Genomic DNA, 18,835 nt, shown 5'->3' with positions numbered 1-18,835 from the left:
TTTTGTAGGGCGGGTGAGCGCAGCGCCACCCGCCAGGCTACTTAGTGATGCGAGGAGGTTTTCACACCGCCTTCCGGCACCGGCACGTACGGGGTTTCTTTATCCGTGCGCACCTTGCTGTTACGGGCTTTCATGCAGGTTTTGAAGCCGTAGAAAATGATGCTGTACACCACCACCAGGAACAGAATGCTCAGGCCCGCGTTGGTGTAGTTGTTCACCACGATGTGATTCATGTTCGCCACTTCCTGCGCGGTCAGCTCGCCACCGGCGGCAATACGCGCTTTGTACTGGCTCGCCATGTAGAAGAAGCCTTCCATCTGCGGATTGTCACTGAACAGCTTCAGGCCGAGCGCCCATGTGGTGCAGATCAAAAGCCATACCGCCGGAACAACCGTCACCCAGATGTATTTGGTGCGCTGCATTTTAACCAGTACCACCGTACCCAGTACCAGCGCCACGGCAGCCAGCATCTGGTTGGAGATCCCGAACAGCGGCCACAGGCTCTTCACGCCGCCCAGCGGATCCACCACGCCCTGATACAGCAGGTAGCCCCACAGACCTACGCAGCCCGCGGTGCCGATAATACCGGCCACCAGCGAATCGGTTTTCTTCAGGAAAGGCACGAAGTTACCCAGCAGATCCTGCAACATAAAGCGACCGGAACGGGTACCCGCATCCAGCGCGGTCAGGATGAACAGCGCTTCAAACAGAATGCCGAAGTGATACCAGAAGCCCATGTCAGCCCACGGCAGGATCTTGTGGAACACATGCGCAATGCCCACCGCCAGCGTCGGTGCGCCACCGGCACGGTTCAGCACGGACGGTTCGCCGATGTCTTTCGCGGTTTGCAGGATCTGCTCAGGGGAAATCACAAAGCCCCAGGAGCTGACGGTAGCTGCCGCGTGTGCGGTGACATCTTTCAGCTGCGCCATGATCATCGGTCCGTTTTCGCCGCCCAGCTCATGCAGGTTCGGCATCACGATCCCCAGACCGGCAGGCGGGGTGTTCATGGCAAAGTACAGCCCCGGCTCAATAATCGAGGCCGCCACCAGCGCCATGATGGCGACGAAGGATTCCATCAGCATCGCGCCATAACCAATAAAGCGGGCGTCGGTTTCACAGGCCAGCAGCTTCGGCGTGGTGCCGGAAGCGATGAGCGCATGGAAGCCAGACACCGCGCCACAGGCGATGGTGATAAACAGGAACGGGAACAGCGCCCCTTTCCACAGCGGACCGGTACCGTCGATGTACTGGGTCATGGCAGGCATTTTCAGTTCCGGATTGAGGATCACGATGCCGATAGCCAGACCGACGATAACGCCGATTTTCAGGAAGGTCGCCAGGTAGTCACGCGGCGCGAGGATCAGCCATACCGGCAGCAGCGCCGAGACAAACGCATAACCAATCAGCGTAAAGGTGATGGTGGTGTCTTTGAAGGTCAGCGCCGGGCCCCAGTACGGATCGCTTGCGATCACGCCACCGAAGTAAATCGACGCCACCAGCAGCACGATACCGATGACCGACACTTCACCCACGCGCCCTGGACGCAGGAAGCGCATGTAGATGCCCATAAACAGCGCAATAGGCACTGTCGAGCAGACGGTAAAGACACCCCACGGCGATTCCGCCAGCGCTTTCACCACGATCAGCGCCAGTACGGCGAGGATGATGATCATGATTAAGAAGCAGCCGAACAGCGCAATGGTGCCAGGCACGCGGCCCATCTCTTCTTTGATCATCTCGCCCAGAGACGCGCCGTTACGGCGGGAGGAGATGAACAGCACCATAAAGTCCTGTACCGCACCGGCCAGTACGACACCGGCCAGCAGCCATAGCGTGCCGGGCAGGTAGCCCATTTGCGCGGCCAGCACCGGGCCGACCAGCGGGCCAGCCCCGGCAATCGCGGCAAAGTGGTGACCGAACAGAACGTTACGGTTGGTCGGCACATAGTTCAGGCCGTCGTTGTTAATGACCGCTGGCGTCGCGCGCGTCGGGTCGAGTTTCATCACCTTCTGGGCGATGTAGAGGCTGTAGTAGCGATACGCCACGAGGTAAACCGAAACCGAAGCGACAACGATCCACAACGCGCTTACGCTCTCACCCCGTCGTAAGGCGACCACCGCCAGACAGAATGCACCGAGGATCCCGAGCAGTGCCCAGGGTAAGTGCTTAAGTAGTTTTTTATTATCCATATCAGACCTGGCTTAAAGATCAGTTAAGAGTCAATTGGTGTGTGAAAAATGACGTTTTTAAGAGACAACGTGCTGGGTCAGATCATGGCAAAAAGCGCGCAAAAAACGGGCGCTATCTGCCTGAGCGGTAGTTAATTGGGGGTGAGCGGTCAGCGTGGGCGCTAAGCGGTAAATGACGATAATCAGCGGCGGGAAATATGTGATTACGGTCACGTGGAATAATTCACCGCGCAGATAAAGCCCCTGCAAAATAAACGTCAATTAGCACGTTTAGCCGTAAAGTTTTTCTTATCCAGGCCGAAAAAGTGTTATCCGACCAAAGGAATGAAAAAACATGTTGAACCGTATAAAAATTGTTACCAGTTTATTACTGGTATTGTGTTTATTTGGCTTTTTACAACTCGCCTCCGGGGGACTTTTCTTTAATGCCCTCAAGCATGACAAAGAAAACTTCACCGTTTTACAGACCATCCGTGCCCAGCAGTCGACGCTGAATGGCAGCTGGGTGGCGCTGTTGCAGACCCGTAACACGCTGAACCGTGCCGGGATCCGCTACATGATGGATCAGAACAACATCGGTAGCGGTGCGACCGTGGCTGAACTGATGCAGATTGCTACCACCTCCCTGAAGCAAGCGGAAGTGCGCTGGAACGAGTATCAGGCGCTGCCGCGCGATCCTCGCCAGAGCGAAGCCGCTGCCGCCGAAGTGAAGCGTAACTATGACATCTATCACGGTGCGCTGGCGGAACTGATCCAGTTACTGGGCGCAGGCAAAATTAACGAGTTCTTCGATCAGCCAACCCAGGGTTACCAGGATGGCTTTGAGAAGCAGTACGTGCAGTATCTTGAGCAGAACGACCATCTCTATGACGTGGCCGTAGCGGATAACGACAGCTCCTACAGCATGGCGGTGTGGATCATTATCAGCGTGCTGATCGTCGTGCTGGCGGTGATTGTTGCCGTCTGGTTCGGCATTAAAAATGTACTGATCGCGCCGCTGCAACGTCTGGTTGAGAGCATCCGTCATATTGCCAGCGGCGATCTGGAACAGGACATCAACGTACACGGCACCAATGAAATGGGGCAACTGGCTGACAGTCTGCGCCACATGCAGGGTGAGCTGGTACGTACTGTAGGCGATGTTCGCAATGGCGCTGATGCGATTTACAGCGGGGCCAGCGAAATCTCCGCCGGTAACAACGATCTCTCCTCCCGTACTGAACAGCAGGCAGCTTCCCTGGAAGAGACGGCCGCCAGCATGGAAGAGCTGACCGCGACCGTGAAGCAGAACGCCGAAAACGCCCGTCAGGCGAGTCATCTGGCGCTTAGCGCGTCAGAAACGGCGCAGAAAGGCGGCAAAGTGGTGGATAACGTGGTGCAGACCATGCGCGACATCGCCGGCAGTTCGCAGAAAATTGCTGACATCATCAGCGTGATTGACGGTATTGCCTTCCAGACTAACATCCTGGCGTTGAACGCCGCGGTGGAAGCAGCGCGTGCAGGTGAGCAGGGCCGTGGTTTTGCGGTGGTTGCCGGTGAAGTGCGTAACCTCGCCCAGCGTAGTGCGCAGGCCGCGCGGGAAATTAAGAGCCTGATCGAAGACTCTGTGGGCCGCGTTGAAATTGGCTCCACGCTGGTGGAAAGCGCCGGTGAAACCATGGATGAGATCGTCAGCGCGGTAACGCGTGTGACCGACATCATGGGCGAAATCGCCTCTGCGTCTGATGAGCAGAGCCGTGGTATCGACCAGGTGGGTCTGGCGGTTGCAGAAATGGACCGTGTGACACAGCAGAACGCCTCGCTGGTGGAAGAATCTGCCGCTGCGGCTGCCGCGCTGGAAGAGCAGGCGAGTCGTCTGACGCAGGCCGTTGCCGTATTCCGTACCCGTCGCGTTGCACGCCCGGCTTCTGCGGGAATGGCTTCGGCACAGACCATGGCGCCGACGGTGCTGACGCGTAAAGTCGCCACCACGGACGAGAACTGGGAAACGTTCTGACGCTCAGTCAGTTGCCCGGTGGCGCTGCGCTTACCGGGCCTACGAGATAACCTCTCCAGGCCCGGCACGCCTGCGCCGCCGGGCAATTACGTTTCGATGGTTTGATGATTGTAAGCCCGGCACGCCTGCGGCACCGGGCATTTAACGTTTCGATGGTTTGCTGATTGTAGGCCCGGCACGCTTGCGCTGTCGGGCATTTAACGTTCGATGGTTTGCTGATTGTAGGCCCGGCAAGCTTGCGCCGCCGGGCACATCCAAAATTACCCGCCGATGTTTACCACTTTAATTTCCACCATACCGATCCCCAACTGACGCGGTGAATGACCGAGAATATTGCCTTCGTTGGTGGATTGCGGATCCGGCGGGACGATCTCCAGCGTATTACTGTGCGCCGGGTTAGTGAAACGCAGCGTGGTGGTGGAAAGATCGTGGCCGAGCGTCAGCGTCTGTTCGCTGTTGCCGACGCGCACCGGGATTGGGCGATCGGCATTCGGACCAAAGGCTTTGGCGGTGATCACCAGATCAAATTCGGCGGGCAGCGGCTCCTTGTATTCGATTTTTACCGCGTTGCCGAGCTGGGCGTTGGACCAGCGGCCCCAGGATTCCGGGCGGGAAATGCCGCTGAACTGCTTCACTTCTTCCGGCGCACCTGCGACGTTAAACACAAAGCTGTCGGCTTTGTAGCGAATATCGTTATCCACCACTTTCAGCTTATCGACGTTTGCCTGATAGCGCAGGCTGTCGATCACCGTCTCGTTAAACGCCGTTTTGCCTTTCCATTGGTTCTTGTCGACGTGCTGTACACGTTGCTCACCGCCCAGCTGTCCCTGCGAGACGCACCAGTCGGTGGAGAGCGCCAGCTGCGGCGCCCACAGTTGCGCCATTTTGTAGCACTGATCGACCCAGACGAAATTATCGCGCGGCGCGAAATCCGCCAGCTGGAAGCGCAGCGGGGCGGAGTATTCGCTCTCCGGCAACGGTTCGACGCGCTGGTCGGAAATGCGCAACAGCAGCGGCAGACGGAAATGGCTGCCGGAAAACGCGATCATTTTTTTGTCGGTATCGACGGTAAAATCCTTCATCTCTTTCGGGAAGTTCCACAGACGAATGATGTCCGGCTTCCAGGACAGCACTTTCTCTTTCATATTCAGGAAAGACTCCGACAGCGACTGGCCGGAAAGGCTGCTGCGGCCAAGACCGATAAAGTTATCGCCGCCGAGAATATCCAGCACCGTCGCGCCGTTATCCATGGTGTTGCGCTTCAGGCCGGACACGTCCTGCTGCGGTTTATCGCCGCGCAGCACAAAGAACAGATTGTTGCGATCCTGCTTATTAAGGTACTTCCATGCGGTATTGTTCATCGCCAGATGATCGGACGAAACCACAATCACCGTGTTTTTGTACCAGGGCGATGCCTGAATTTTCTGTATCAGCGCCGCAATGTTTTGCTGGCTACAGGTGACGGCGCTGAAGGACTGGTTAAGTTTGCCTTCTATCTCATACCGCTTGCGCTCACAGGCGCGCGAGATAAAGCCGTCCGGGTGGTGCGTGTCCACTGTCAGGGTGAACAGTGAAAAACGTTTGCCGCTTTTCGATAGCGCTTCGTACTTTTTCCATACCTCATCCAGCACGGTGTCGTCGTAAAAACCCCAGTCATTACGATACGCGGGATCGGCGACCTGAGTTTTCAACTCTTCCGCACCTACCAGATGATCGAACCCGTGGGATTTCAGGAACACGTCTTTACCGGCGAAGCGCAGGTTCGCGCCCTGCACGAAATGGTTTTCATAGCCGGAATTTTTCAGAATATCGCCCAGGCACAGGTTCTGCGGGAAGAAGCTCGACATCGACGCCGAGGCGTTGCCTTCAAAGGGCGCAAACAGCGGAATACCACACTGGGAAGCCACCATACCGGCGATGGTGTAGTCCGTGCCGGGTAGCTGCGCGGTGTGGGTAAAATCGATGCTGTTATTTTTGATCGCCCCCAGCTCCGGCGTCAGATCCGGGAAGGCTGTGTTATCGAAATAGGTGCGCTCCAGGCTTTCACCGTAGATATAAACCAGATTGAGTTTGGGATCAGGAATGCTTTTGGCTGGCACTTTGTACCAGGTGGTAAAGTCCGGTGAACTTTCTCGTGACTGGGATTTCACCAGTTCCGTGATCTGCCGAAACGCCGGGCTGGCATCCACCGACCCCAGCGCCAGTAGCAGCGCCAGCAGGCTGTAACCGAAATGATAAGGCCGATGGCTGCGGCGTCGTAAGATCCAGCCGAGCGCGCCAAATACTGCAATCAGAGCGAGGATCAGGCCCGCGCCGGGCAGAATGTATTTGCTGATGCCCGCGCCGGTCAGGCTGTTGGTCAGCGTATAAAGCACCGCATCGTTAATGCCATCACCGGTAAAATAATCGCTCGCATACAGGGTGATGTTAAGCACCACAAAAAGGCCGAGCACAATCAGTGTGGCGGTAAACCACCACGTATTACGGCCTGCTTTCCAGGCGTAAATCACCACGGAAGCAAGAAAAAGGGCAAGAGAGAGCAATTCTGACAACAGCCTGTCCTCATCAGTCGCCAGTCGTGCAGCTGGCCAGTCTTATCGTTTTTGAGCGATACAATGTAATGGCGATGACATATTGCTGCAATTCTAGTGTCAATAAATCGTGCAGTGATTCAGATTTGGTTTAGATGTGTGACTATTTGAAGGCAGTCGCATTTTTAATCGGGAGGCGTAAAAGGCAGGTAGCGGGAAATTAACGTCGCGTCTGTGATGACGCGACGGTCTGGTCGGTCAGGACAGGAAGCCTATCCCTTGTTTCAGGACAATGTCGCAGGCTTTGGTTTTGACTTTCTCCGCCAGTGGGGAGTTGCCGATATTACTCAGGCTCAGTTGTTCACCCTCTTTGGTGTTGAGCAGCCCTTGCAAACCATCCAGATAGTTAGTGTCCTGCTGCTGGGCGGCGGGCGTACTCAGACCCAGCTTTTCCATCACCTGATTTTTCACGTTTTCCGCATTCGTAACCGACGCCAGCTTGTTTTTGGCGCAGTACTGCAAAATCCCGGCGGCGTTGTTCATATTGTCGGCGCTTAATGCCTGATTACCACCGTTAAGTAAACTGCCCAGGGACGAGAGCGACAGGCCGCCCTGCTGGGCGTCATTGTTCTGGCTGAGCTGTGAGGCGGCGCTGGAGAGGGATTCCTGCCAGGAGGCAGCGCTGGCGGCCGTGGAGAGAAGGGCGCTGCCGACAAGGGCGCAGCAAAGCATACGTTGGGCTAATTTCATCTGGCGTACTCTTGGGTAATGCCCTGTCGGGCAGGATCGGCCCATTATTACAGGGCCGGCGCGCGTTACGGGTTCAGATTGCTCTCAATACTCTTTACCGGTGACGCGACTGCGGTAGCTGTCCCAGTTGAAAATGACCCACAGGCTGTTACCCAGACGCATTCTGTCCATCACCCGCTCGCCGAGCAGTTTGGTCATTTCGTCCATATTGCTGTTGGTCAGCATCCCGGTTGGGCGTTTGGAAGAAGAGCGGCGATCGACGATCTGGTTGATGATCACTTTTTCATAGCGCGATTCGGACTGCATGCCGATCTCGTCGATCACCAGCAGATCCACGTTGCTCAGATCGTTGAGCAGCTGTTCTTCGCTGATCTGGCGATTGGTAAAGGTGTCTTTCATCGCCGACATAATATCTGCCACGGTGATGATCAGCACCGATTTGCCGCGCAGCAGCAGTTCGTTGCAGATGGCCGCCGCGAGGTGATTTTTACCGGTGCCGGGCTTGCCGGAAAAGATAAAGCTGGCGATGTTACCGTCGAAGGCTTCCACGTACTGACGCGCTTTGGCAAGGGCGTTCATCTGGCCTTCGTTCTCAACTTTATAGTTATCGAATGAGCAGTTCTGGTGCAAAGGACGGATGCCGGAGCGGTTAAAGGTGCGCTGCATTTTCATGGCGCGGTTTTCACGCGCAAGGGCAGCGGCGCGGATCTCACCTTGCTCTTTTTGCCACGCCAGCAGCTCTTCGCCCGTTTTAAACGCGGGTTTCACGTGCTCTGGCATCATTTTTTGCAGACGTTTCATCAGTTCGCCGACGTTTTTCATCATCATCCTCTGAAACCGGGTGGAATTTGATTATCAGGCTCGCTTACCGTGTTCACATCACGCTTGAGCGATACGCCCTGGCTGGCGCGGCCCATTTGTACGCTGCGCGCCAGTTTTTGCTGCCACTGGATGTGGTGGAAGACTTTGCCTTCCGCTTGCCAGTAGGTCACGAACGAGGCCAGCTCTTCCGGCGTGACCGGCTGCGTCAGGCTGATGCCCCACAGCGCGGCCTGACGCTGGAAATCCGCGTCGGGTTGCCAGGCGGCATACATGGCAAATTTGCCCATCGGTACGCTCACCGGCGTGGCGACCGGTTCTTCGTAAAACTGCGCATCCAGTGCAACATCGCTGGCCGGACGTTCCAGACGGGCTTCCAGTTCCAGCAACTCCGCCAGCCGCGCAGGGGTGAGCGCGTAAAAAGCCGGGGTATTATTGGCAAACACGGCCACCGTGCCGTGCGGCGCTTGCGCCAGGACGGTAGCGTGCTGACGCATAAAATCATCGATGCCGATGACGTTCGTGGACAGGATTCTGGAGGACATTGTGCTATCTCAAACTGACTGGTACAGACATTGCGAAGGGTTCCGCAACTGATATGTGCACATAGTAGCACAGAGCGCTGCCCGGAAAGCAGTGCAGAAAAGAAAGCCGGGTTTCCCCGGCCTTAAGTGTTGATGAATCAACAGGATAAAGGAGGCGGCTGCGCAAGCGGGCAACCGTCTTATCCTCCCGTAAAGCCCCCTGGTGAGGGTAATAAATCAGGCAATAATGTTCAGCGTAACGTCGATGTTGCCGCGCGTGGCGTTGGAGTACGGGCAAACGATATGAGCGGCATCAACCAGTTTTTTCGCTTCGCTGGCATCCATACCTGGCAGGTGGATGTTCAGTTTAGCTTCGATACCAAAACCGGTCGGCAGCGGCCCGATACCCACTTCGCCTTCAATGAACGCGTCTTTAGGCAGGGTGATTTTGTCGCGTGCGCTGACGAACTTCATCGCGCCGAGGAAGCAAGCAGAGTAGCCCGCTGCAAACAGCTGCTCCGGGTTAGTCACTTCACCGCCAGCGCCGCCCATCTCTTTTGGCACGCCCAGTTTTACATCAAGTACGCCGTCAGAAGAGGTTGCGCGGCCATCACGGCCACCGGTAGCTTTGGCAACAGCAGTGTAGATTACTTTTTCAAGAGACATCGTGCGTTCCTTATGTATGCTATAAAATAGCGTGCTATTTATATGCGCGCATAACCACTCTCAATGAGTCATTATGCGCGGTGTAAGTTCTCGCGTAACTTTTCCAGCTCCTGCTTCAGCGCCGTCATGGTGGCGGTGTCGCAGGCGGCTGCACAGCCCACCCGTTCGGGAATATCGCGTGCCTGTTCTTGTAACGCCCGGCCACTGTCGCTCAGCGTAACCACCACCTGACGCTCGTCCTGACGAGAGCGCTGGCGGCTTACCAGCCCGGCGCTTTCCAGGCGTTTAAGCAGTGGAGTCAGCGTGGCGGAATCCAGAAACAGGCGTTCGCCGATCTCCGATACCGTGACATCATCCTGTTCCCATAACACCAGCATCACCAGATACTGCGGGTAGGTTAACTGCAACGGTGCCAGCAATTGCCGGTACACTTTGTTGAGCGCCAGATTCGTCGAATAGAGCGCAAAACAGAGCTGGTTATCAAGGTCCAGCATACGACTGGATGGAGCGGTCTTCGTCTTCATGAGTTGAATATAGATAGTGTGCGATTTAATTGCAAGTTATTTTGTTTGCTTATTTTACGGGCACAGATAACGCAGCACCACCTGCACGGCCATCGCACGGTAATGCGCTTGCTGCGCGGCGCTGTCGGCCCCGTCTTCGAACAGCAGGGTGAAGGTGTAACTGTTGGCGACGAAGTGGAAACTGAAGCTGCTCATCAGGCGGTGTACATCACGGGCGTTGACCGTGTTATTGAACAGTTGCTTGCGTTGGCCGCGCTGGAGAATATCTTCCAGCAGATCCAGCGCGCTGCGGTTAACGGTGCGCAGTACGGCGGATTGCTGCATAAAGCGGCCCCGCTGCATGTTTTCCATGCAGATGATGCGAATAAAATCCGGGTGAGCGGCATGATAATCAAACGTGCTTTCAACCAGTTGCACCATCGCTTCCACCGGCGGCATCCCGGCAAGGTTGAGCTGTTTTTCACTGGCGCGGATTTCGGTATAGACATGTTCAAGAACGCGTAAGTACAGGTTCTCTTTGGTTTTGAAGTGATAGACCACCATACGCTTGGTGGTGCCGGCTTTTTCTGCGATCTGCTCCATGCGCGCGCCGTTCAGCCCGTATTCCGCAAACAGCGTGATGGCGCTGTTAAAGATCTTCTCTTTCAGGCTGGCTTCGTCAGTCTTCTCTTCAGGATTACTGCCATGGTGCTCCACGCTCACTCCTTACACGCCAAAACGGAAAGGGTGATTATCACCACGGCAGCAGCAGAAAACAAATTTCACACGCGCGGACGCTTGCGGTAGATCCACAGTCCTGGTACCGACAGGCCGATAGACAGGGCGGCTACGATGGAGGTGGCCTTGAGGAAATTGGTCAGCAGCAGGATCATCAGATCCTCGCTGTAGCCAATATGACCAATCTTCACCGCGGAGATCATCGCGGTATAGGCCGAAATCCCCGGAAACATCGGGATCACCGCCGCCACGGTAAAGACTTTGGGGTGCGCCAGATACCAGCGGGACCAGCGGATGCCAATGGCACCAACCAGCATTGACGCCATAAACGTAGACCACTCAATATTGAAGCCCGCCGTGACCATTGTCATGCGCGAACCGTGGCCGATCGCCCCCAGCAGCGCGCACCAGGGCAGAGCGCGGTGCGGAACGTTAAACACCATCGCAAAACCCACAGCGGGAATGGCAGACAGCACCATGTCCTGCATCAGCGTCAGCAGAAAATCGATTAAGCCCATCCGCGCAGCCCCCACAGTGTCATCGCCATCACTACGCCTACACAGGTAGCAAGGGTCAACAGACTGGCAATCGCCCATCGCGCCAGCCCGGTATTAATATGGCCTTTGAACATATCAGCCACGGCATTAATCAGCGGAAAACCTGGTACCAGCAACAGTACGCTGGCAGCCATCGATACCGTCGAGGTCAGAGCGAAAGTGGGCAGCATGAGCAGTAAGCCCGCGACCGTGGTTGCCACAAAAGCGGTGATGCAAAAATTGATCTGCGGGTGCATATGCCGCTGCGCCAGCGTCAGCCGCACGTACATCGCGATACTGCTGGCAAAGAATGTCACGACCGCGCCGTCCCAGCCGCCTTTATTAAGCAGGCAAAAGCAGGCGCAGGAGAGGCCCACCATTAGCACCATCAGCCAGCGTGGGTAACGCAGTGGCTTAACGTGATTAAAGCGTTTTTCGACGTCCTGATAATCGAGCAGTTTATGCTCAGCCATGATGACGATATGCTGCACTTCAGTGACCACATGCATGTTGATCCCGCGATCGCTGTTCTTGCGCGTTGACGTGAGACATTCACCATCTTTAATAGTCGTCAGCACAATGGCATTGGCCGAAATGGAACTTTCTACACTGTCCATGCCCAGCGCCAGCCCAAGGCGAGTTGATAATTCCTCTACCAGGGCGCTCTCTGCACCGTGCTGTAATAAAAGAAGACCGCATTGGATACACAATCGTGTAATGATTCGCTGTGACGCCTGCTCTGCTTGCATGTCGTGCCCTGGTAGAAAACGTCAAAACGCCTGAAGGCCAGGCGGAAAGCCTAGTTTTAGCACAAAGTGCCTGGTACCCAGGCGGGAGGCAGATCAATAATTGTTCATATCTTGTCGATTTTTTTTCGGCTTTCCCGGCGCAGATCCTGGGAGCATGGGCATCCTCATTTCCCCTTCTAATATTCGTTGAATGAATCATTTAATTTTTACTTAAATTTAATTGTATTTTTTAACCATGTCGTTGGTTATTTATTTTTCCTTATTTATGCGATATTAGCGCGGTGAGAGCAGGTTGAAAAAATCCGATGGTGATCTCTCCAAAGGGAAAAGAGATGCCATGTGGCACTCAACGGTTGGTATCCAGGGAAAAAGTGACGGAAAACTCAGGGGCAAAATATAATGCTTAATTAAAGCGTTCATTTCTGCCTGGAGTCTCTGAACTTAAAAAGGAGACGGGTAAATTATGGTTACAGGAAGTTGTAAATTCGGTATCGTTATTAGTAAAGCACCTATCATACAAAATGGCATTGGCAATATTATTGCTAACCATTTTCCCGAATATGAACTCTCGTATTGTCACGCATTAGAAGAACTTACGTTGCTTCAGCTGCGGCGCGCAGATTTAGTGATTGCCGATTTATCTGGCGATATTCGCCATCCTAAAAGCATTTGTGAACACTACTACAAATTATTGACCCATTATCTTGATATTCATTGGATTTTTATTGTCCCGCGTCTGCTGTATCCGCTGGCCGTAGAGATGCTGCTGCGTCCGGAAAGCACCTTGCTGTCTCAGGTTGATCCGGTAGACGTTGTGGTTAACGCCATTCGCGCTGGCAGTATTAGTGCAGAAAGGATCAGTCAAACGCTGCTGTCACCTGAGCCCGCTGATTTTGACGAGGAAGAGGAAAAGTCAGCCCTGTTGACGCTCTCTGAGCGGCGCGTATTACGGCTTATTGGTAAGGGCTGGGGGATTAATCAGGTCGCGATGTTGCTTAAGAAGAGTAATAAAACAGTGAGTGCGCAAAAGAATAGTGCCATGCGCCGTCTTTCACTGCGTAGCAATGCTGAAATGTACGCATGGATTAATAGTGCACAGGGAATGAGAGAGCTGAATTTAGCTTCAGCCTACGGAGAGCAAACCGAATGGAAAAGAAATGTGCAAAGCGGCATGTTGCTGTCATCGAAAGTTGTGTAATGAGTGAGATGGGGCTGTCTCATCTGTTTAATGCGTCAGCCTTCAGTATGTATACGCTCCATTTTTTTAAAAATTACGCCGCCTTTGAATCGGCTGCGCTCAAAATGCCTTTTTTTTCTGTCCTGTTTTCACTTTCCGGGCTGCGGGCACAGCGTATTGATTGCCTTAAGAGTCTGCTAAAACTTGCGCAGGCTTACCCGTCCGCCCAACGGATTGTGCTGGCACAGGATGAGACAGAAGTTCGCCTGATGAGTTTGCTTTCCCCTTCCAGCCTGCATGGCATCATCAGCAAAACACTGGCGATTGGACCATTGCAGGAGCAGCTTGCTCTATTGCTTCATAATACCCATCGGCTTAATGAGAACATTATTAACGACTGGTATATCAGTAAGAATAATGGTCTGAGTCCTACCGAGCGCGCTATTCTGCATTACATGACTTACGGTTACTCAATGCCGGAAATCGCTAATTGCATGTCACGAAATATCAAAACCGTGCGCGCGCATAAATTTAACGCCATGACCAAGCTCGGCGTACATTCTGATGCAGGATTGTTGGATGCGGCGGACATACTGATGCATATCTCGGTAGATCGAAAACCGCCAGCAGTACACATGTTTGCGTAGTAACCCTATGTCTGTGTATTGCTGCGCCAGTCGAGAGGCTGGCGCAAGCTGTTATTCACATACATCCACCCAGGTGGCAGACGTCAATTGCGCCATGCGCGCCGGTGAAATACGCACGGCGCTATGGGTCGCGCCTGCGGCAGGCAGTACTTCCTGATACTGTTTAAGGGACACATCACAATAGACTGCCAGGGGGGTTTCCAGGCCAAAGGGGCAAACGCCGCCAACCGGGTGACCTGTCGTCAGTACCACTTCGTCACTGCTCAGCATGCGGGCTTTTGCGCCAAAGGTCGATTTCAGCTTTTTGTTATCCAGCCTGGCGTCGCCTTTCGCCACAATCAGAATGACCTCATCCTTCACTTTTAATGACAGCGTTTTGGCGATTTGTCCGGGTTCAACATTATGCGCCGCTGCGGCCATCGCTACGGTTGCAGTACTCTGACTTAATTCAATAATTTCAATATCGGGGGCCTGACTTGCAAAAAACTCCCGCACAGAATGCAGACTCATTGTTATCTCCTGGGAACGACTGGCAGTAATCTGTCATAAGCCTTCGTGTGCTGTAAATATTAATTAATCACAAATGGATCTGCCGGATTTATCGATCCTCTTCACATTCACGGAAACCGGTTACAGTAACCGGTTGCAGTGTCCGTAACGGAGATTAATACTCGTTTCACCCTTCCTCTGTCTCAGATAAAAAAGAGCCGTCTATGAAACGTATCCAACTGAGCTTTAATGCTGGCCCTGCGCCTGGCATGGTTGTAAACCCGCATAATGGATTGCCGCACGGCGCGTTGTTTATCGCTGCTGCGTTTAACTTGTTCGCCTGACAGGAGAGCTGCTATGTCTGATAACCATGCTGCGTTTAATCTGATTTTCCGTTTTGTTGAAAATTATGTCAGCCCGATCGCCGGGCGAATATCCTCCCAGCGCCATGTGATGGCGATCCGTGATGGCTTTATTTCCGCCATGCCCTTTATGATCGTCGGCTCGTTTTTACTGGTCTTTGCCTACCCGCCGTTTTCACCGGATACCACCTTAGGCTTTGCCCGTGCCTGGCTGGATATGGCAAAACAGTTTGAAGGGCAGATCCTCACACCCTTTGATATGACGATGGGGATCATGTCGATCTACATCTGTGCGGCAATTGCCTACAACCTGGGCAAGCACTACGTTAAATCGCATCAACTGGATCCCTTCATGTGCGCCATGCTCTCGCTGATGGCCTTCCTGCTGGTAGCAGCGCCGAAAACCAAAGGCGCGATGCCGGTAGACAGCCTGGGAGGAACCGGCATCTTTACGGCAATTCTCGTTGCTATTTACTGCGTGGAGATGATGCGTTTTCTGAAGGCGCATAACATTGGTATTCGCCTGCCGGATCAGGTGCCGCCGATGATCAAAAACTCATTCGACCTGCTGATCCCGGTGCTGGTGGTGGTGGTGACGCTGTACCCGCTCAGCCTGTTTATTCAGTCGCAGCTGGATATGCTGATCCCGCAGGCCATCATGTCGCTGTTTAAACCGCTGGTCTCGGCGGCGGATTCACTGCCCGCTATTCTGCTGGCGGTGCTGATTGGGCATCTGCTGTGGTTTGCCGGTATTCACGGGGCGGCGATCGTTTCCGGAATGCTGCAAATGTTCTGGCTGACCAATCTCGGTATGAACCAGAGCGCGCTGGCGCAGGGTGCGCCGCTGCCGCATATCTTTATGGAAGCCTTCTGGACCTTCTTTATTGTGATTGGTGGCTCCGGGGCCACGATGGGGCTGGTGTTGTGCTATTTACGCAGCCGTTCGGTGCATCTGCGTTCGATAGGTAAGCTGAGCGTGGTGCCGAGCTTCTTCAACATCAACGAACCGGTGATCTTCGGCACGCCTATCGTCATGAATCCGGTGTTCTTTATTCCGTTCCTGCTCGCGCCGATGGTAAACGCCATCATCGCCTGGGGCGCCATGAAAATGGATCTGATTGGTCGTGTGATTTCTGTGGTGCCATGGACTGCGCCTGCACCAATCGGAGCAGCATGGGGACTCGGCTGGGATTTCCGCGCCGCGATCCTCGTGGTGATCCTGGCGGTGGTGTCCGCCATCATCTACTACCCGTTCTTTAAAGTGTATGAGAAGCAGTTGCTGGCGCAGGAAGCTGAAGAGGCATTGCGTGCAGAGGAAGAACGTCAACAGGTAGCGTGATGCGAATTGCCCGGCGGCGTAAGCTTGCCGGGCCTACAGAAGGCGGGCCATAGGCCGCCATGGATGCAGGAATCTGACCGTAGCGCCACCCGGTAGACCAACAGTCTGGTTTATTTCAGTGTGCAGTCACCGCATTGCTGCACATCCGGCAGACGGTAACGCTGGCAGCAGGTGCGGCGAACCAGCAATCCATCACGCAGCACCACGGTGCGCCACAGCGGATTATCCTGACCATCGGAAAGCTGTTTTTCAAAGAAACAAAACTGGCGCAGCGCCGCGACGCGCTCCTCGCCGAGCAAGGGCTTCATCTCATTGAGATACCAGTTGATCAGATAGCCGGTATTACTCCAGATAAGCTTGCCGTTAATCTCGCCGGTCGATTCCAGCGCCTGCACTACCGGGATCATTGCCCGTACAATCAGCCTTTCAATACGTTGCTGATCCGACAGACGGGTGGTGACATGATCCGCATGCACATCCACCCAGAAACAGGCAGCGCGGCCCGTTTCATGAAACTCCACATGGAAATGTTCCGGGGACACATCCGGTGCGGTTTTTTGCGTTAACAGCGCCAGCAGCAGCGGCGGTACCATCAGCCCCAGATACCACTGCGCCCATAACGACAGCAGCGGCTTATTTTCACGCACTTGGGTTGGTTGATTGCGGTAGATGTGATCGGCATAAACCGCCTGCAACGACTGAAGCGTCGCCGGCGTTGACCATTCGGCCAGTGTCATTGCCTGGTGCGGGTGAGGTTCGTCGAGCTTTACCACATCAAGGAAATGCGCACGATGCGTGGCAAAAACGTCACGCAGGGCATCGACCAGCGAAACCGTTTCAGGACGAAGCGGTATACGCCAGACAGCATCTTCAGTAATCGGAGCGAAGCGATAGGCCATAGTGCGCGACTGACATGGAATCTAAATGATAATGATTGCCAATCCTAACTATAGATAAAACCGATCGCAAGATCTTTGTCCGAAAAGTGCAGGGGCAGCGCCGCTTCAGGCGACTTTCAGCTCTCCGCTGAACAAGATACTGTTACGGCCGAGGTGTTTGGCTTCATACAGCGCCTTATCAGCCTGATCCAGCGCCGCCTCGATGTTGCTGTCCGTCAGCGGCGCGATACCAATGCTGACCGTCACGTTGGTTGCCACACTTTCGTTGAACATGTGAGGGATTTTCAGATCGTAGACCTGCTGACGGATACGCTCAGCGGCCATCCGCGCTCGCTCCAGATCCACGCTGCTCAGCAGGATCATAAACTCTTCGCCGCCAAAGCGGGCCACAATATCCCGTGAGCGCACCGCATCACGGATAGCGGCTGACACCCGGATCAGCGCCTGATCGCCCATCATATGCCCATAGTGATCGTTGTAGGCTTTGAAATGGTCAATGTCGAGCAGCAGGACATAACGCACGCCGTTATCCAGCGCCAGCAGATTATCGATTTTGTTTTGCAGGCCGCGGCGATTGTACAGGCCGGTGAGAGGGTCGAGCATGCTTAAATCATTCAGCGTCTCTCTTTCTTCCAGGAGTCGGTACATTAAATCAAGCGCAAACTTATCATTACGCGACTGGATCACGTTCTGAATAGCGATACCCGTCATGGGGAGCGCGAAAGAAAATATCATCCGCATCATGTTTTCACCTTCGCTAAACCACAGGCAGCATAAAAATACCGGCAACGAATGCAGGGTGAATGCGATGATATTATTAGAAAAAGCGATAGAGCCAATAAATAGCACGCTAATAAGCGCGATCAGCAGATAAGGCGAACCGGGATCGGTAAGCCCGGAATATTTAATGGCGACATGCCAGGCCCATAATGCGCCAAATAAAACCGAGATCAGCTGCACATTTAATTTCTTTGCCGGAAAACGCCAGTGCCACAACAGAAGCGTCATGCTGACAGTAAACAACAGGCACAGCGGGGCCGTCAGCGATCGCACGTTATAGAGTGGAAGCAGAAAAGAAAACAGGGCCGAGGCTGCATTCAGAAACAAGAACAGGCGCAGGGATAAACGGTATTTATTGTTACAAAGGGAATGCCATGAGTGTGCTGTCATTTTTTAATTCGTTATTAATCTGCAATTTAGAAATGGAGTAGTTGCCAAAACGAAAAATAACGCGGGGAAAAGTTAATCGCGAAAAATAATATAAAAGTGTTATCGGTCTTCCTGAGCGCACAATTTATCACCTTAGTGAATGTCTGTCATCAGGCGATGCGTAAAGTTCACGCAAACCTCATGACATCAGCTGACAAATGAGAAAACATATCATATGATATTGGTTATCATTATCCCTTTGAGGGGTGAAAGCATGTTGCAACGGGCGCTGGGAAGTGGATGGGGACTTTTACTGGCGGGTCTGCTCGTGACCGGGCTGGCGTACGCCGATCTCTCTCTTAATGCGTGGCGGATGTTGATCGTGCTGGGACTGGTATTGACACCAGTGATGCTTTATCACAAGCAGTTACGGCACTTTGTGCTGTTGCCATCGGGCATTGCGCTGGTCAGCGGGATGATGATGCTACTGATGAATTTAAAGCGAGTGATGTAACCGGGAAGGAAAGCAGGAAGAAAACAAGATAAGTGGTGCGAGGGGGGGGACTCGAACCCCCACATCCTAAGGACACTAACACCTGAAGCTAGCGCGTCTACCAATTCCGCCACCTTCGCACTGTTATCTTATTTTTTGATATTGCCTCGTTGGTGCGAGGGGGGGGACTCGAACCCCCACATCCTAAGGACACTAACACCTGAAGCTAGCGCGTCTACCAATTCCGCCACCTTCGCCCAGTGCGAGCAATATCAT

18 protein-coding genes and 2 tRNA genes are annotated in these 18,835 nt (G+C 54.0%); 5 read left to right on the top strand and 15 right to left on the bottom strand.

Annotated elements, in window-relative coordinates:
• Window positions 1-41 precede the first annotated feature (41 nt).
• The gene (locus tag KW828_RS18765) at window positions 42-2,192 is read right to left on the bottom strand and encodes a carbon starvation CstA family protein (protein ID WP_218337787.1); all 2,151 of its coding nucleotides are present in this window, start codon (window positions 2,190-2,192) and stop codon (window positions 42-44) included.
• Between the two features lie 334 nt (window positions 2,193-2,526).
• Between KW828_RS18765 and tsr the strand changes: the two genes are divergently transcribed.
• A complete protein-coding gene (tsr, locus tag KW828_RS18760; protein ID WP_218337786.1) occupies window positions 2,527-4,188 on the top strand; it encodes a methyl-accepting chemotaxis protein in 1,662 nt (553 codons plus the stop codon).
• Between the two features lie 260 nt (window positions 4,189-4,448).
• Here the strand turns inward: tsr and opgB are convergent, their stop codons facing one another.
• The 9 genes from opgB to KW828_RS18715 form a co-directional block, all read right to left on the bottom strand.
• Complete coding sequence (opgB, locus tag KW828_RS18755; protein ID WP_218337785.1) at window positions 4,449-6,740, bottom strand: phosphatidylglycerol--membrane-oligosaccharide glycerophosphotransferase; 2,292 nt, start codon at window positions 6,738-6,740, stop codon at window positions 4,449-4,451.
• Between the two features lie 237 nt (window positions 6,741-6,977).
• Window positions 6,978-7,469: a DUF2501 domain-containing protein gene (locus KW828_RS18750; protein ID WP_218337784.1), complete on the bottom strand. Its 492-nt coding sequence runs from the start codon at window positions 7,467-7,469 to the stop codon at window positions 6,978-6,980.
• Window positions 7,470-7,553: 84 nt separating this feature from the next.
• A complete protein-coding gene (dnaC, locus tag KW828_RS18745) occupies window positions 7,554-8,291 on the bottom strand; it encodes a DNA replication protein DnaC (protein ID WP_088220677.1) in 738 nt (245 codons plus the stop codon).
• A gap of 2 nt (window positions 8,292-8,293) precedes the next feature.
• Entirely contained in the window at window positions 8,294-8,833 is a 540-nt protein-coding gene (dnaT, locus tag KW828_RS18740; RefSeq protein WP_218337783.1) for a primosomal protein DnaT, read from the bottom strand.
• A gap of 216 nt (window positions 8,834-9,049) precedes the next feature.
• Window positions 9,050-9,478: an organic hydroperoxide resistance protein gene (locus KW828_RS18735; RefSeq protein WP_218337782.1), complete on the bottom strand. Its 429-nt coding sequence runs from the start codon at window positions 9,476-9,478 to the stop codon at window positions 9,050-9,052.
• 71 nt (window positions 9,479-9,549) lie between these two features.
• Window positions 9,550-10,002: a MarR family winged helix-turn-helix transcriptional regulator gene (locus KW828_RS18730; RefSeq protein ID WP_218337781.1), complete on the bottom strand. Its 453-nt coding sequence runs from the start codon at window positions 10,000-10,002 to the stop codon at window positions 9,550-9,552.
• Window positions 10,003-10,056: 54 nt separating this feature from the next.
• The gene (locus tag KW828_RS18725; RefSeq protein WP_218337780.1) at window positions 10,057-10,698 is read right to left on the bottom strand and encodes a TetR family transcriptional regulator; all 642 of its coding nucleotides are present in this window, start codon (window positions 10,696-10,698) and stop codon (window positions 10,057-10,059) included.
• 65 nt (window positions 10,699-10,763) lie between these two features.
• Window positions 10,764-11,237: a threonine/serine exporter gene (locus tag KW828_RS18720; protein ID WP_218337779.1), complete on the bottom strand. Its 474-nt coding sequence runs from the start codon at window positions 11,235-11,237 to the stop codon at window positions 10,764-10,766.
• Window positions 11,228-12,004 (bottom strand): threonine/serine exporter ThrE family protein, encoded by a 777-nt coding sequence (locus KW828_RS18715; RefSeq protein ID WP_218337778.1) that lies wholly within the window; start codon window positions 12,002-12,004, stop codon window positions 11,228-11,230. The genes KW828_RS18720 and KW828_RS18715 overlap by 10 nt, the downstream gene beginning before the upstream one ends.
• A gap of 463 nt (window positions 12,005-12,467) precedes the next feature.
• Here KW828_RS18715 and KW828_RS18710 point away from each other — a divergent pair, with 463 nt between their 5' ends.
• Window positions 12,468-13,202 carry a LuxR C-terminal-related transcriptional regulator gene (locus KW828_RS18710; RefSeq protein WP_218337777.1) on the top strand — a complete coding sequence of 245 codons (735 nt, stop codon included), beginning with the start codon at window positions 12,468-12,470 and terminating at the stop codon, window positions 13,200-13,202.
• Window positions 13,151-13,828, top strand: coding sequence for a DNA-binding transcriptional activator BglJ (gene bglJ / locus KW828_RS18705; protein WP_218337776.1), 678 nt, complete (start codon window positions 13,151-13,153; stop codon window positions 13,826-13,828). The genes KW828_RS18710 and bglJ overlap by 52 nt, the downstream gene beginning before the upstream one ends.
• Before the next feature lie 51 nt (window positions 13,829-13,879).
• On the opposite strand, the gene KW828_RS18700 is transcribed toward bglJ, so the two are convergent.
• Complete coding sequence (locus tag KW828_RS18700) at window positions 13,880-14,338, bottom strand: YbaK/EbsC family protein (protein ID WP_218337775.1); 459 nt, start codon at window positions 14,336-14,338, stop codon at window positions 13,880-13,882.
• A gap of 336 nt (window positions 14,339-14,674) precedes the next feature.
• Between KW828_RS18700 and KW828_RS18695 the strand changes: the two genes are divergently transcribed.
• Window positions 14,675-16,018: a PTS sugar transporter subunit IIC gene (locus tag KW828_RS18695; protein WP_218337774.1), complete on the top strand. Its 1,344-nt coding sequence runs from the start codon at window positions 14,675-14,677 to the stop codon at window positions 16,016-16,018.
• A gap of 110 nt (window positions 16,019-16,128) precedes the next feature.
• On the opposite strand, the gene fhuF is transcribed toward KW828_RS18695, so the two are convergent.
• Window positions 16,129-16,917: a siderophore-iron reductase FhuF gene (gene fhuF / locus KW828_RS18690; RefSeq protein WP_218337773.1), complete on the bottom strand. Its 789-nt coding sequence runs from the start codon at window positions 16,915-16,917 to the stop codon at window positions 16,129-16,131.
• 105 nt (window positions 16,918-17,022) lie between these two features.
• Window positions 17,023-18,087 carry a GGDEF domain-containing protein gene (locus tag KW828_RS18685; RefSeq protein WP_218337772.1) on the bottom strand — a complete coding sequence of 355 codons (1,065 nt, stop codon included), beginning with the start codon at window positions 18,085-18,087 and terminating at the stop codon, window positions 17,023-17,025.
• Window positions 18,088-18,301: 214 nt separating this feature from the next.
• Between KW828_RS18685 and KW828_RS18680 the strand changes: the two genes are divergently transcribed.
• Window positions 18,302-18,580, top strand: a complete 279-nt coding sequence (locus tag KW828_RS18680) for a DUF1435 family protein (protein ID WP_218337771.1) — start codon at window positions 18,302-18,304, stop codon at window positions 18,578-18,580.
• A 33-nt stretch (window positions 18,581-18,613) separates the two neighbouring features.
• On the opposite strand, the gene KW828_RS18675 is transcribed toward KW828_RS18680, so the two are convergent.
• Window positions 18,614-18,699, bottom strand: a tRNA-Leu gene (locus KW828_RS18675).
• Between the two features lie 31 nt (window positions 18,700-18,730).
• A tRNA-Leu gene (locus KW828_RS18670) sits at window positions 18,731-18,816 on the bottom strand.
• Window positions 18,817-18,835: the final 19 nt, after the last annotated feature.

The sequence above is a fragment of the Enterobacter sp. ENT03 genome, from assembly GCF_019218745.1.
Classification (GTDB): Bacteria; Pseudomonadota; Gammaproteobacteria; order Enterobacterales; family Enterobacteriaceae; genus Enterobacter_D.
Note: the sequence above shows the minus strand (reverse complement) of the source record. Positions and strands in the feature narration are given on the sequence as shown.